This window comes from Pseudomonas sp. P5_152, from assembly GCF_033989915.1.
Taxonomy (GTDB): domain Bacteria; phylum Pseudomonadota; class Gammaproteobacteria; order Pseudomonadales; family Pseudomonadaceae; genus Aquipseudomonas.
Window position 1 is genome coordinate 1,573,786 of sequence record NZ_JASFAH010000002.1, and the last position, 13,962, is coordinate 1,587,747.

The following is a 13,962-nucleotide window of genomic DNA, read 5'->3' on the forward strand; positions in this document are numbered from 1 at the left end:
CATGTTGATGAGCCTATGGCTGCGCCTCGCGGCGTTGTTGGGTAAATGCCTGCTGTGGTTGCTCGGACTCGGCCTGCTCGGCTGGGCCCTGGCCAGCGCATGGTGGGCCTGGCAGCACAGCGGGCCGGTGTCCGCCCAGGAGCAGATACCGGCCGGCGAAGCCGCGATGACCCAGGAGGTGATCCAGACTGCCGTGCGCATCGTCGACCAGCACCGCGACAACACCCGTTACCTGCGTGACGCCCACGCCAAGGCGCACGGCTGCTTGCAGGCCGAGGTCCAGGTATTGACCGACCTGGCCCCGGAACTGCGCCAGGGCGTATTCAGCGAAGCCGGCAAGACCTGGCAAGCGACCCTGCGTCTATCCAACGGCAATGCCTACCCGCAGTTCGACAGCATGCGCGATGCCCGGGGCATGGCCCTGAAGTTACTCGACGTACCCGGCACGCAGTTACTCAAGGACCGTCAAGGCCGTGGCGAACAGGACTTCGTCATGTTCAACCACCCGAACTTTTTCGTCAGTGACGTTGCCGAGTACCGGCAGAACGTCGCGGCCCAGGCCGACGGCAAAAAGGTCCTCGCATTCTTTCCCGGCTGGGACCCGCGCAGCTGGCAGGTGCGCCACCTGTTCATCGCCTTGGCGACGCTGGCGCCGGCACCGACGAGCCCCACCCAGAGCACCTATTTTTCCGTCTCGCCCTACAAGTTTGGCAACGCCAACGCAAAGTTTCGCGTGGCTCCAGACCCAGGCAGTTGCCCGAGCTACACCCTGCCGGCGCAGAACCAGGCCTTGCCGAACTTCCTGCGCAGTGCGCTGAACCAGCAGCTGTCGACGGACCGGGTCGCGGCCTGCTTTGTCCTGCAGATCCAACGTCAGGATCCGGGCGCATACATGCCGATCGAAGACACCAGCATTGAATGGCAGGAAAGCGACGCGCCGTTCGAAACCGTGGCGCGCATCCGGATTCCCGCCCAGGACTTCGACACCCCGGCGCTGAACCTGCAATGTGACAATCAGTCGTTCAATCCCTGGTTCGGGCTGGAGGCGCATCGCCCCATCGGTGGGATCAATCGATTGCGCAAAGCCGTGTACGAAGCGGTCAGCGACTACCGGCACGCGCGCAACGCCGAACAGTAAGGCCAGGCCGCACGCCCGTCAGACGACGGGCGTGCGGCGATCAAGGCTCAGTACCGGGCATCCTGTGGTTTGCCACCTTTTGGCCAGTCCTTGTGCTTGTCCGGGAAGTCCGGCCGCGGTTGATGGGAGAAGTACTCGGCGACGTCTACCGCCTCCTGATCGGACAGCCCGCCCTGCCCCAGCGGGAATTGTTCGTGAAAGCCGATCGGCATGTTGCGTTTGACGAACGCCGCCGCGGTATAGGTGCGCGCCATGCCGGCGCCAATGTTGAACGACTCCTCGCCCCACAGCGGCGGGAATACCCACTCGCCCTTGGCGCTCTTCAAGCCTTCGCCCTCAGTGCCATGGCACACCGCGCATTGCTTGGCGTAGACCCGCTCACCGTTGGCGCGGTCAGGCTTGATCGCCGGATCGATCTTGCCGACGCCGCGCCCGGCCACTTTATCCCCGGGCTGGGTGTTGCGCTTCATCCAGTCGAAGTAGGCAATCATCGCCTGCATGTCCGCCGACTCGACGGGCAGCGGCTTGCCGTCCATCGAACGGCGGAAGCAACCATTGATGCGCTCGGCCAGGGTGATTTCCCGTCCCACACGCGGTGCATAGCCCGGGAAGAACGCCGAGACCCCGACAAACGGCGAACCATCGGCAACAGTGCCCGCATTCAGGTGGCAACTGGTGCAGTTCAAGGCGTTACCGACGTTGTCCGGCAACAGGGCCTTGGTCTGCAGGTGCAGGCGCATGCCCCGCACTACCTGTGGCGCATTGGGCGCCACTAGCATATCGGCCAGGCGTGGGGTTTCGAAGGTGACAGGCCCGTCCACCGGCTTGAGCTGGCCACGCAGCTGCTTGACCTGGGCAGCGCTGATCACTGAGCCGCTATTGCCCCAACTGGTGCGCACGAAGCTGAGGATTTCGGCGATCTCGTCATCGGCCAGCCGGGCGAATCCGGGCATGGTGTAGACCCGTGGGTGGGTCTGGGTCTCGGCGGTTTTCCAGCCCGTCAGGGTGATGTGCAGCAACGAGGTCGGATCGGCCGAGGCCACGCTTGGGTTGCCCGCCAGCGGCGGGAACATCGCCGGTACACCACCGCCATCCGCACGGTGGCAGTCGGCACAGAACTGCGTGTAGCCCAGGCCACCACGGCTGCTGAACAGCGTCGCCGGAGCCGCCGCCGGGGCCAGTGGCAAGGACGGTGGCGGCAGGTCATCCGGGCCGGCTGGCAGCGACTTGAGGTAGGTCGCGATGGCGTTCAGGTCATCATCGGTAAAATGCTGGGTGCTGTGATGGATCACCTCCGCCATGTTGCCGGACACCGTGGCAAATCGGTTCTGCCCGGTCTTGAGCAACTGCACGGTGTCTTCCACCGTCCACAGGTTACGCAAGCTGAGTGCGCGCCAATGCTCGACGGTCTCCCCGGCCAGGTAATGCTTGCCACTGGCACCGGCATCACTCATGGCCTTTTCCTGGAAGGCGATACCCCGTGGGGTATGGCAAGCGCCGCAGTGACCCAAGCCCTGCACCAGGTAGGCGCCACGGTTCACCTGTGGGTCCTTGGCCGGGTCCGCAGCGAAGGGAGCGTCATCGACGAACACCTTGTTCCAGAACCACAGCCCCCAGCGCTGGTTGAACGGCCAGCTCATGTCTGCCTGCAGATTGGCCTGCTTGACCGGGCTGACCCCCTGCAGCAGGTAGGCATACAGGGCCCGCATATCTGTTTCGCTCATCTTGGCGTAGGACGGGTACGGCATCGCCGGGTACAGGTTGTCGCCCGCTGGCGTCACGCCCTGGCGCATGGCACGGTCAAACTGTTCGAAGGTGTAGCGGCCAATGCCCGTTTCTGGATCGGGGGTGATGTTGCTGGAATACAGGGTGCCCATGGGCGTTGTCAGTTCCAGGCCGCCGGCCATCACCGCACCGTCCTTGGCGGTGTGGCAGGCAATACAGTCGCCCAGCTGGGCCACGTACTTGCCTTGGGCGATCAACGGGTCAGCCTCTGTGGCCGCTGCCGACGGCGGCTCACTGGCGTTGAGGTGGTGCACAAACAATAACGACGAAACCAACACGGCCAGTCGCGGCAAATTCAGATCCATTGAAACACCCCTTATGGCGCCTGCGTCGGGTTTTCCCGTTGGCCAGGCACCACTTCGTTTTTATAGGTTCAGCAAACGGCAACCGCGATGTGCAGGTCCCAGGTACTTTCTATAGGAATTGGCCGGTGTGGTCGTTGACATGTATCAGGCGCAGTCCGAATGGCTGGCGACAAAGAGGTTTGACGCGGACGGCCAAGGTGTTGCGAGGAGGGGCGAAGGGAAGTTTGCCAAATCCCAGACAGCAAAAATCCCGCACTAGGCGGGCTTTCTGTGGTGACCTGGCGTTCAGTGGTCCAGGTTACCGAATATGGCGCAGCGGACGGGACTCGAACCCGCGACCCCCGGCGTGACAGGCCGGTATTCTAACCGACTGAACTACCGCTGCGCTAAGCGTTGAAAGTAAATGGTGGGTGATGACGGGATCGAACCGCCGACATTCTGCTTGTAAGGCAGACGCTCTCCCAGCTGAGCTAATCACCCTTTACCTTCGTTGCGGGACACATTATGCCACAGATTTTTATAAAGTGTTGATTTAATTGAAGTATTTTTCAAATAAATCTAAAAACCGGTGAAACATGCTTCCTGCAGGAACTTCGGACAGAAAAAAACCCGCCTAAGCGGGCTTTTCCGTGGTGACCTGGCGTTCAGCGATCCAGGTTACCGAATATGGCGCAGCGGACGGGACTCGAACCCGCGACCCCCGGCGTGACAGGCCGGTATTCTAACCGACTGAACTACCGCTGCGCATAACACTGAAAACGAATGGTGGGTGATGACGGGATCGAACCGCCGACATTCTGCTTGTAAGGCAGACGCTCTCCCAGCTGAGCTAATCACCCTTCGCTTCGGTGTGGCGCGCATTCTACGGAGCGACCCCACCTCTGGCAAGCACTTTTTTAAATAATTTTTTCAGGCCTTCCAAAGGCTTAGCGAAGGGTTGGCCTATTGAGCTGCGCGGAGAATAATGCCCCCCTTTGTATAAAGGAGAGACTCACCCCATGTGGTTCAAAAACCTGCTTATCTATCGCCTGACCCAAGATCTGCCTGTTGATGCCGAGGCGTTGGAAACTGCACTGGCCACCAAGCTGGCGCGTCCATGTGCAAGCCAGGAGTTGACCACCTACGGTTTCGTCGCGCCGTTCGGCAAAGGCGAAGATGCACCATTGGTGCATGTCAGCGGTGACTTCCTGCTGATCAGCGCACGCAAGGAAGAGCGCATCCTGCCAGGCAGCGTCGTGCGTGACGCGCTCAAGGAAAAGGTCGAAGAGATCGAAGCCGAGCAAATGCGCAAGGTCTATAAGAAGGAACGCGACCAGCTCAAGGATGAAATCATCCAGGCGTTCCTGCCGCGCGCCTTTATCCGCCGCTCGTCGACCTTCGCTGCCATCGCGCCGAAGCAGGGCCTGATCCTCGTCAACTCGGCCAGCCCGAAACGTGCCGAAGACCTGCTGTCGACCCTGCGTGAAGTGATCGGCACCCTGCCGGTGCGTCCGCTGACAGTGAAAATGTCGCCGACCGCAACCATGACCGAATGGGTCACTACCCAGAAAGCCGCGGACGACTTCTTTGTGCTGGACGAGTGCGAACTGCGCGACACCCACGAAGACGGCGGCATCGTGCGCTGCAAACGCCAGGACCTGACCAGCGAAGAAATCCAGCTGCACCTGAGCACCGGTAAAGTGGTGACCCAGCTGTCCCTGGCCTGGCAAGACAAACTGTCGTTTGTCCTCGACGACAAGATGGTGGTCAAGCGCCTGAAGTTCGAAGACCTGCTGCAAGACCAGGCGGAACAGGACGGTGGCGACGAAGCCCTGGGCCAACTGGACGCCAGCTTCACCCTGATGATGCTGACCTTCGGCGAATTCCTCCCGGCACTGGTGGAAGCGCTGGGCGGCGAAGAGATTCCGCAGGGCATCTAAAGCCTGGCGATCTCTCTTGTAGGAGCGAGCTTGCTCGCGATGGTGTGTCAGGTAAATGAGTGATGTCTGATACACCATCGCGAGCAAGCTCGCTCCTACAAGTGTTTGTATGGTGTAACTAATAATAAGGAACAGGTCATGCGCGCATTGGCAGCACTGAGTCGTTTTGTCGGCAACACCTTTGCTTACTGGGTACTGATTTTTGCGGTCGTGGCATTCCTGCAACCGTCTTGGTTCATCGACCTGAAAAGCTTCATCGTGCCGCTGCTGGGGCTGGTGATGTTCGGCATGGGCCTGACCCTCAAACTCGAAGACTTCGCCGAAGTCGCACGTCATCCGTGGCGCGTGGCGTTGGGTGTGGTCGCGCACTTTGTGATCATGCCCGGCGTGGCATGGGTGCTGTGCCAGGTGTTCCACCTGCCCCCGGAAATTGCCGTCGGGGTGATTCTGGTGGGTTGCTGCCCAAGTGGCACTTCGTCGAACGTGATGACCTGGCTGGCACGCGGCGACCTGGCGCTGTCCGTGGCGATTGCCGCAGTCACCACCCTGCTCGCCCCATTGCTGACGCCAGCCTTGATCTGGCTGCTGGCTTCGGCCTGGCTGCCGGTTTCCTTTATGGAGCTGTTCTGGTCGATCCTGCAGGTGGTACTGCTGCCTATCGTGCTGGGTGTGGTCGCGCAGCGCCTGCTGGGCAACCGGGTGCGCCACGCGGTCGAAGTACTGCCGCTGGTCTCGGTGGTGAGTATCGTGATCATCGTGGCCGCGGTGGTTGCCGCCAGCCAAGCCAAAATCGCCGAGTCCGGCCTGTTGATCATGGCGGTGGTGATGCTGCACAACAGCTTCGGCTTCCTCCTGGGCTACTTCACCGGACGAGTGTTCAACCTGCCCCTGGCACAACGCAAATCCCTCGCCCTGGAAGTCGGCATGCAGAACTCGGGGCTCGGGGCGGCACTGGCCAGCGCGCACTTCTCGCCGCTGGCGGCGGTGCCCAGCGCCCTGTTCAGCGTCTGGCACAATATTTCCGGCGCCCTGCTCTCGACCTACTTCCGACGCATGAGTGAGAAACAGGACCGGGAACTGGCGGCACAACAAGCGGCTGACTGACGTGGGAGCTTGATCCCCGGACTAATGATGGGCACTATACTGCGCAACGCGAGGACGACCTCGCGGCTCGATCGAGTCATTAATCTGGGGACGGCCCCGTCAATCGATGGAGGTTTGCATGTCCTGGATCATTCTGTTTTTCGCCGGTCTGTTTGAAGTCGGCTGGGCCGTTGGCCTGAAATACACCGACGGCTTCAGCCGCCCCCTGCCCACCGCCCTGACAATCGTCGCCATGGCCATCAGTCTCGGCTTGCTCGGGCTGGCGATGAAGGAGTTGCCGCTGGGCACCGCCTACGCGATCTGGACGGGTGTAGGCGCAGTGGGCACAGTCATCGCCGGGATCATCCTGTTTGGTGAATCCATGGCGCTGTTCCGCCTGGCCAGCGTTGCGCTGATCATTGCCGGACTGGTCGGGCTGAAAATCAGCGCGGCCTGATCAACTGAATAAAAAACGCCCGCATTACGCGGGCGTTTTTTATCTGTGCACTTCCTAGCGCACCGTCCCCCGCAACTCGCTGACCCGTGCCTGCAACTGCGCCGGCGCTGCCGCCTCGGCGGCTACCGGCGGGCCTGCCACCAGGGTCACCCGCGACCATAGCCGATGGAAAAAACCCTTGTTTGGGTCGCGGCTGAAAAAGCTGCCCCACAACCCTTGCAGGGCCAAGGGAATCACCGGCACCGGAGTCTGTTCGAGAATCCGCGTCAGCCCGCCCTTGAACTCATCGATCTCACCGTCAGCGGTCAGCTTGCCTTCCGGGAAGATGCACACCAGTTCGCCGTCCTTCAGATACTGGGCGATGCGGCTGAAGGCCCTTTCGTAGATCTGGATGTCTTCCTGGCGCCCGGCGATGGGAATCGTCCCGGCAGTGCGGAAGATGAAGTTCAATACCGGCAGGTTGTAGATCTTGTAGTACATCACGAAGCGAATCGGCCGACGCACCGCGCCGCCAATCAGCAAAGCGTCGACAAACGATACGTGATTGCACACCAAAAGCGCCGCACCCTCATCGGGAATCAGCTCCAGGTTCCGGTGCTGGACGCGGTACATGGAATGGCTGAGCAGCCAGATCATGAAGCGCATGCTGAACTCGGGGACAATGCGGAAGATGTAGGTGTTGACCCCGATATTGAGCAGCGACACCACCAGGAACAACTGGGGAATCGTCAACTTGGCCAGGCTCAGCAAGACAATGGTGACAATCGCCGACACCACCATGAACAGCGCATTGAGGATGTTGTTGGCAGCTATCACCCGCGCCCGCTCGTGTTCGGCGGTGCGCGACTGGATCAATGCATACAGCGGCACGATGTAGAAACCACCAAACACCCCCAGCCCGAGGATGTCCAGGAGCACCAGCCAGGTATGGCCAAAGCCGAGCACTTCGAGCCAGCCATGGCCTTCGACGCTGTCCGGGATACCGCCCGAGTGCCACCACAGCAGCAGGCCAAACACCGTCAGGCCGAAGGAGCCAAAGGGCACCAGGCCGATCTCGACTTTACGCCCGGAGAGTTTCTCGCAGAGCATCGAGCCCAGGGCAATCCCCACCGAAAACACCGTGAGGATCAGGGTCACCACGGTTTCGTCGCCGTGCATCCACTCCTTGGCGTATGCCGGGATCTGCGTCAGGTAAATCGCTCCGACGAACCAGAACCATGAGTTGCCGACAATCGAGCGCGACACCGCTGGTGTCTGCCCCAGGCCCAGGCGCAAGGTGGCCCAGGACTCACTGACGATATTCCAGTTCAGCCGCAGCCCAGGCGTGGAGGCGGCTGCGCGGGGAATGCCACGACTGGCCAGGTAACCGAGCACTGCGATGGCGATGATCGCCGTGGAGACAATGGGCGCGTAGTGACTGGAGGACATCATGATCCCGGCACCGATGGTCCCGGCGAGGATCGCCAGGAAGGTGCCCATTTCCACCAGACCATTACCGCCGACCAATTCTTCTTCGCGCAGCGCCTGGGGCAAAATCGAATACTTCACCGGACCGAACAACGCCGAGTGAGTGCCCATGGCAAACAACGCCAGCAGCATCAGCCATAGGTGATTGAACATGAAGCCGACCGCGCCTACCGCCATAATGGCGATTTCCCCCAGCTTGATCAGACGGATCAACGCGTCCTTGGCGAACTTTTCCCCGAACTGTCCGGCCAGCGCCGAAAACAGAAAGAACGGCAGGATAAACAGCAACGCGCACAGGTTGACCCAGATCGAGCGGTCGCCCTCAATGGCCAGCTTGTACAGAATGGCGAGGATCAACGACTGCTTGAAGATGTTGTCGTTGAACGCCCCGAGCGATTGCGTAAGAAAAAACGGTAGGAAGCGCCGCTTGCGAAGCAAGGTGAACTGCGAAGGTTGACTCATCTTCCATGTCCCTGAGTGGCTTGGATGCTCTTATTGGAATGTCGCTCAGCGATCCAGGCCACAACCTTAAGACTATTTCTTCAATCCGGCGATGCACGGCGAGACAAACAACTCACCGCGCCATGCTCCCTGCACCGTACGTTTGGCGACGATCAGCCACAGGCTCGCCAGCAGCACCACCAGCACCGAACCGAACAGGCTGAAGAAGGCCAGGCCCAGGGTGCTGGCCAGCTTCAAGGTGGCCAGCGAATAAACGCCCAGGGGGAAGGTAAAGCCCCACCAACCGAGGTTGAAGGGAATGCCGTCGCGCAAGTAGCGCAGGGTAATCAGCACCGCCATCAGCATCCACCACAGGCCAAAACCCCACAGGGTGATGCCGCCGATCAGCCCCAGCCCCGCCGCCACTTCACCGACTCCCGGCAGGCCATTAGCCGCGAAGATCGCCGGTCCGTCACCGCCCAGCAGCAACATGCCCAGCGCTCCGGTGCCAATCGGCCCCAGCGCCAGCCAACTCGACGCCGCCATGTTCTCGTGGGGCAACTTGTGCAAGGCCATACGCAACAACAGGATGGTCAGGATGCTGAACGCCACTGGCAACGAGAACGCCCACAGCACGTAGCTGGTGCAGAGCATCACCAGTTGCCCATGGGCGTCCGCCAGGTGCGGGGCCAGCAGGCCCCCGCTGGCTGCAGCCACTTCCGCCGCCACCACCGGCAACAACCACACCGCGGTCATCTGGTCGATGCTGTGCTCCTGCCGCGTGAACATCATGTACGGGATCAGCACGCCGCAGGCCAGCGACATGGCGACGTCCAGCCACCACAGGACCTCGGCCACCTGGACCACATCCTGCCCCCACCGCGGCACGCCAAACACCAGGAAACCATTAATGATGGTGGCCAGGCCCATGGGAATGGTGCCGAAAAACATCGACACCGTGGAGTGGGCGAAAATCCTCCGCGCCTCATCGAAGAACAACACCCAGCGCGCGGCATACAGCACGCTGAACAACAGAAACAGACCAATGTTGAACAGCCACAGGCCTTCGGCGAACACCCGCAGCCCGGGGATCGCCAGCGGCAACTGGGCCAAGGCCAATGCCAGCACCCCGGTGCCCATGGTGGCGGCGAACCAGTTGGGCGTGAACTGGCGAATCACTTCGCGCGGGTGCTGTAACTGGCTCAAGGGCCGGTTGAGAATTTTGCTGCTATTGGCGCATTGCATGCTGAGCTCCTGTCCCCTGATGAGGTAGAGCCCATGATAGAAGCAGATCGAATATCTATATAACGGGTAATATCTCTAACTGTTATCTATTTTGCAGATATGCGCTCTACACACTGCCCTCGGATTCGATCACCAGCACCCGCGCCGGGCCTTGTGGATGCGCCACGTGCTCGGTCCCCACCGCGGCGTAGAAAATGTCCCCGACCTCCAGCACGACGGCTTGCTCGACACCGTTCTCGCGGTAGCGCATCTGCACCTGTCCATCGAGCACTACAAACACTTCCTGGCCATCGTTGACGTGCCATTTGTATGGCTGATCCGTCCAGTGCAGGCGGGTGGTGATGCCATTCATGTTGGCGATATCCAGCGCCGCCCAGGCACGCTCGCCGGTAAACGCTTTGCTGCGGATGATCTTCATGGGTGGGGGCAATCCTTGGGGTCAGTACTGATTGATGGCCAAGGCTAACGCAAATGCCCCGCTCAGGCTCGGCTCGCTCAAGATCGCCCTGCGACACCCCGCCACGCTGAGACCTTGGTCGACACTGACGCCGCCTGAACATCGTGCGAGACTGTTCGACCGGACTGCAGTCCCGGGGGTCTTTTGCCAGGAGTTTCCATGTCGTTGTCCAGCGGGCTGATCGCCGCCGTCGCCCTGGCCTATATGGCCATCATGTTCGCCATCGCCTTTTATGGCGACCGCCGCAGCACGCCGCTGCCGCCGCGCATGCGCGCCTGGGTGTACAGCCTGTCGCTGGCCGTCTATTGCACCAGCTGGACCTTCTTTGGTGCGGTGGGCCAGGCCGCCGAACAGCTCTGGTCGTTCCTGCCGATTTACCTGGGGCCGATCCTGTTGCTGGTGTTCGCGCCTTGGGTCCTGCAAAAGATGGTGATGATCAGCAAGCAGGAGAACATCACCTCGATTGCCGACTTCATCGCCGCCCGCTACGGCAAATCCCAGTCGCTGGCGGTGGTGGTGGCGCTGATCTGCCTGGTCGGCGTGTTGCCTTACATTGCCTTGCAGCTCAAAGGTATCGTCCTGGGAGTCAACCTGCTGATCGGCGCCGGTGCCGACGCCATGGGCACCCGCGCCCAGGACACGGCGCTGATCGTGTCGTTGATCCTGGCGCTGTTCACCATCGTCTTTGGCACCCGCAACCTGGATGCCACCGAGCACCACCGGGGCATGGTCCTGGCGATTGCCTTTGAGTCGCTGGTCAAGCTGTTCGCTTTTCTTGCCGTCGGCGCATTTGTCACCTACGGCCTGTACGACGGTTTCGATGACCTGTTCGACCAGGCCATGCTCGCCCCCCGCCTGGAGCAATACTGGAAGGAAACCATCAACTGGCCGTCGATGGTGGTGCAGACCGGTGTGGCGATGATGGCGATCATCTGCCTGCCCCGGCAGTTTCACGTCACGGTGGTGGAGAACATCGAACCCCAGGACCTGCGCCTGGCGAAATGGGTATTCCCCGCCTACCTGGCGCTGGCCGCGCTGTTCGTGGTGCCGATTGCCCTGGCCGGGCAAATGCTGCTGCCCAGCTCCGTGCTGCCAGACTCTTTCGTCATCAGCCTGCCATTGGCCCAGGCTCATCCGGCCCTGGCGCTGCTGGCATTCATCGGCGGTGCCTCGGCCGCCACCGGCATGGTGATCGTCGCCAGTGTCGCGCTGTCGACCATGGTTTCCAACGACATGCTGCTGCCGTGGCTGCTGCGGCGCAAAAACGCCGAGCGCCCGTTCGAAGTGTTCCGCCACTGGATGCTCTCGGTCCGCCGCGTGAGCATCGTGGTGATTCTGCTGCTGGCCTATGTCGCCTATCGCCTGCTCGGCTCGACCGCCAGCCTGGCCACCATCGGCCAGATCGCCTTTGCCGCGGTCACCCAACTGGCCCCCGCGATGCTTGGCGCGCTGTACTGGAAACAGGCCAACCGCCGCGGCGTATTCGCCGGCCTCGCCGCGGGCACCTTCCTGTGGTTCTACACGCTGATCCTGCCGATTGCCGCCCACAGCATGGGCTGGTCGCTGAGCACCTTCCCCGGTCTCGGCTGGCTGCACAGCAACCCGCTGAACCTGCCGATCACCCCGCTGACCCAGGGTGTGGTGCTGTCACTGGCGGGTAACTTCACCCTGTTTGCCTGGGTCTCGGTGCTGTCCCGCACCCGGGTCTCGGAACACTGGCAAGCCGGGCGCTTCATCGGCCAGGAGATCAGCGCGCGGCCCAGTGGTCGCTCGCTGCTCGCGGTGCAGATCGACGACCTGCTGCAACTGGCGGCCCGCTTCGTCGGCGAAGAGCGGGCGCGGCAGAGCTTCATCCGCTTCGCCTATCGCCAGGGCAAAGGCTTCAACCCGAACCAGAATGCCGACGGTGAATGGATCGCCCACACCGAGCGGTTGCTCGCCGGTGTCCTGGGGGCTTCATCGACCCGCGCCGTGGTGAAAGCCGCGATTGAAGGCCGGGAAATGCAGCTCGAAGACGTGGTCCGCATCGCCGACGAAGCCTCGGAAGTGCTGCAGTTCAACCGCGCACTGCTGCAAGGCGCGATCGAAAACATCACCCAGGGCATCAGCGTGGTCGACCAGTCGCTCAAGCTGGTGGCCTGGAACCGCCGCTACCTGGAACTGTTCAACTATCCCGACGGCTTGATCAGCGTCGGCCGGCCGATTGCCGACATCATTCGCCACAATGCCGAGCGCGGCCTGTGTGGCCCCGGCGAAGCGGAAGTGCACGTGGCCCGCCGCCTGCACTGGATGCGCCAGGGTCGCGCCCACACCTCCGAGCGACTGTTCCCCAACGGCCGGGTGATCGAGTTGATCGGCAACCCGATGCCGGGCGGTGGTTTTGTCATGAGTTTCACCGACATCACCGCATTCCGCGAAGCCGAACAGGCGCTGACCGAGGCCAACGAAGGCCTGGAGCGCCGCGTCACCGAGCGGACCCACGAACTGTCGCAACTGAACGTCGCCCTGACCGAAGCCAAGGGCACAGCCGAGTCAGCCAACCAGTCGAAGACCCGTTTCCTCGCGGCGGTAAGCCATGACTTGATGCAGCCTTTGAATGCCGCGCGCCTGTTCTCCGCCGCCCTGTCCCACCGCGACGAAGACCTGAGCCCGGAAACCCAGCAACTGGTGCATCACCTGGACAGTTCGCTGCGCTCGGCCGAAGACCTGATCAGCGATCTGCTGGACATCTCGCGCCTGGAAAACGGCAAGATCAACCCGGATCGCCAACCCTTCGTGCTCAACGAACTGTTCGACACCCTGGGCGCTGAATTCAAGGCCCTGGCCCGCGAGCAAGGCTTGAAATTCCGCTTGCGCGGCAGCCGCCTGCGGGTCGACAGCGACAGCAAACTGCTGCGCCGGGTGCTGCAAAATTTCCTCACCAATGCCTTCCGCTACGCCAAGGGCCCGGTGCTGCTGGGGGTGCGCCGCAAGGGCGACCAACTGTGCCTGGAAGTCTGGGACCGTGGCCCGGGGATCCCGGAAGACAAGCGCCAGGTGATCTTCGAAGAGTTCAAGCGCCTGGACAGCCACCAGACCCGCGCCGAGAAAGGCCTGGGCCTGGGCCTGGCGATTGCCGACGGCTTGTGCCGGGTACTCGGCCATCAACTGCAAGTACGCTCATGGCCGGGCAAAGGCAGCGTGTTCAGCGTCAGCGTGCCGCTGGCCCGCGCCCAGGCCAGCGCGCCCGGCAAAGTCGCCGAGCTCAACGGCCGCCTGCCCACGGGCGCGCAGGTGCTGTGCGTGGATAACGAAGACAGCATCCTGATCGGCATGAATAGCCTGCTCACGCGCTGGGGCTGCCAGGTGTACACCGCGCGTAACCGCGAGGAATGCGCGAACCTGCTCAACGACGGCATGCGCCCGCAACTGGCACTGGTGGACTACCACCTCGATGACGGCGAAACCGGGACTCAATTGATGGCCTGGCTGCGCACCCGCCTGGGTGAGCCGGTGCCAGGCGTGGTGATCAGCGCCGACGGCCGCCCCGAGATGGTCGCCCAAGTGCATGCCGCGGGGCTGGATTACCTGGCCAAACCAGTGAAACCGGCGGCCTTGCGAGCCTTGTTGAGTCGGCATTTGCCGCTTTGACCATCACCCGGGCGACGAACCCGTAGCAGCTGTCG

At 62.0% G+C, this 13,962-nt stretch carries 9 protein-coding genes and 4 tRNA genes; 5 read left to right on the forward strand and 8 right to left on the reverse strand.

The genetic code is table 11. The annotated features are described in order from the left end of the window. Nucleotide 1 precedes the first annotated feature (1 nt). Entirely contained in the window at nt 2-1,138 is a 1,137-nt protein-coding gene (locus QMK50_RS06965; protein ID WP_159997446.1) for a catalase family protein, read from the forward strand. Nucleotides 1,139-1,185: 47 nt separating this feature from the next. On the opposite strand, the gene QMK50_RS06970 is transcribed toward QMK50_RS06965, so the two are convergent. The 5 genes from QMK50_RS06970 to QMK50_RS06990 all read right to left on the reverse strand — a co-directional run bounded on the left by QMK50_RS06970 (nt 1,186) and on the right by QMK50_RS06990 (nt 4,067). Then, a complete protein-coding gene (locus tag QMK50_RS06970; protein ID WP_320332831.1) occupies nt 1,186-3,228 on the reverse strand; it encodes a c-type cytochrome in 2,043 nt (680 codons plus the stop codon). Nucleotides 3,229-3,536: 308 nt separating this feature from the next. Further along, nucleotides 3,537-3,613, reverse strand: a tRNA-Asp gene (locus QMK50_RS06975). Between the two features lie 19 nt (nt 3,614-3,632). Further along, nucleotides 3,633-3,708: transfer RNA gene (locus QMK50_RS06980), tRNA-Val, on the reverse strand. Nucleotides 3,709-3,895: 187 nt separating this feature from the next. Further along, a tRNA-Asp gene (locus tag QMK50_RS06985) sits at nt 3,896-3,972 on the reverse strand. Nucleotides 3,973-3,991: 19 nt separating this feature from the next. Next, nucleotides 3,992-4,067: transfer RNA gene (locus tag QMK50_RS06990), tRNA-Val, on the reverse strand. A 159-nt stretch (nt 4,068-4,226) separates the two neighbouring features. Here QMK50_RS06990 and rdgC point away from each other — a divergent pair. The 3 genes from rdgC to sugE all read left to right on the forward strand — a co-directional run bounded on the left by rdgC (nt 4,227) and on the right by sugE (nt 6,687). After that, on the forward strand, nt 4,227-5,147 hold the full coding sequence (rdgC, locus tag QMK50_RS06995; RefSeq protein ID WP_095170314.1) for a recombination-associated protein RdgC: 921 nt from the start codon (nt 4,227-4,229) through the stop codon (nt 5,145-5,147). A gap of 138 nt (nt 5,148-5,285) precedes the next feature. Continuing rightward, entirely contained in the window at nt 5,286-6,251 is a 966-nt protein-coding gene (locus QMK50_RS07000; RefSeq protein WP_320332832.1) for a bile acid:sodium symporter family protein, read from the forward strand. A 118-nt stretch (nt 6,252-6,369) separates the two neighbouring features. Beyond that, nucleotides 6,370-6,687 carry a quaternary ammonium compound efflux SMR transporter SugE gene (gene sugE / locus QMK50_RS07005; protein WP_027620002.1) on the forward strand — a complete coding sequence of 106 codons (318 nt, stop codon included), beginning with the start codon at nt 6,370-6,372 and terminating at the stop codon, nt 6,685-6,687. Nucleotides 6,688-6,741: 54 nt separating this feature from the next. Here the strand turns inward: sugE and QMK50_RS07010 are convergent, their stop codons facing one another. The 3 genes from QMK50_RS07010 to QMK50_RS07020 all read right to left on the reverse strand — a co-directional run bounded on the left by QMK50_RS07010 (nt 6,742) and on the right by QMK50_RS07020 (nt 10,258). Further along, entirely contained in the window at nt 6,742-8,616 is a 1,875-nt protein-coding gene (locus tag QMK50_RS07010; RefSeq protein ID WP_320332833.1) for an MFS transporter, read from the reverse strand. Between the two features lie 72 nt (nt 8,617-8,688). Then, the gene (locus tag QMK50_RS07015; RefSeq protein WP_320332834.1) at nt 8,689-9,840 is read right to left on the reverse strand and encodes a TDT family transporter; all 1,152 of its coding nucleotides are present in this window, start codon (nt 9,838-9,840) and stop codon (nt 8,689-8,691) included. 106 nt (nt 9,841-9,946) lie between these two features. Next, on the reverse strand, nt 9,947-10,258 hold the full coding sequence (locus tag QMK50_RS07020) for a cupin domain-containing protein (RefSeq protein WP_095170319.1): 312 nt from the start codon (nt 10,256-10,258) through the stop codon (nt 9,947-9,949). Nucleotides 10,259-10,456: 198 nt separating this feature from the next. Here QMK50_RS07020 and QMK50_RS07025 point away from each other — a divergent pair, with 198 nt between their 5' ends. Next, a complete protein-coding gene (locus tag QMK50_RS07025) occupies nt 10,457-13,927 on the forward strand; it encodes a PAS domain-containing hybrid sensor histidine kinase/response regulator (RefSeq protein WP_095170320.1) in 3,471 nt (1,156 codons plus the stop codon). The last annotated feature ends 35 nt before the right edge of the window (nt 13,928-13,962 follow it).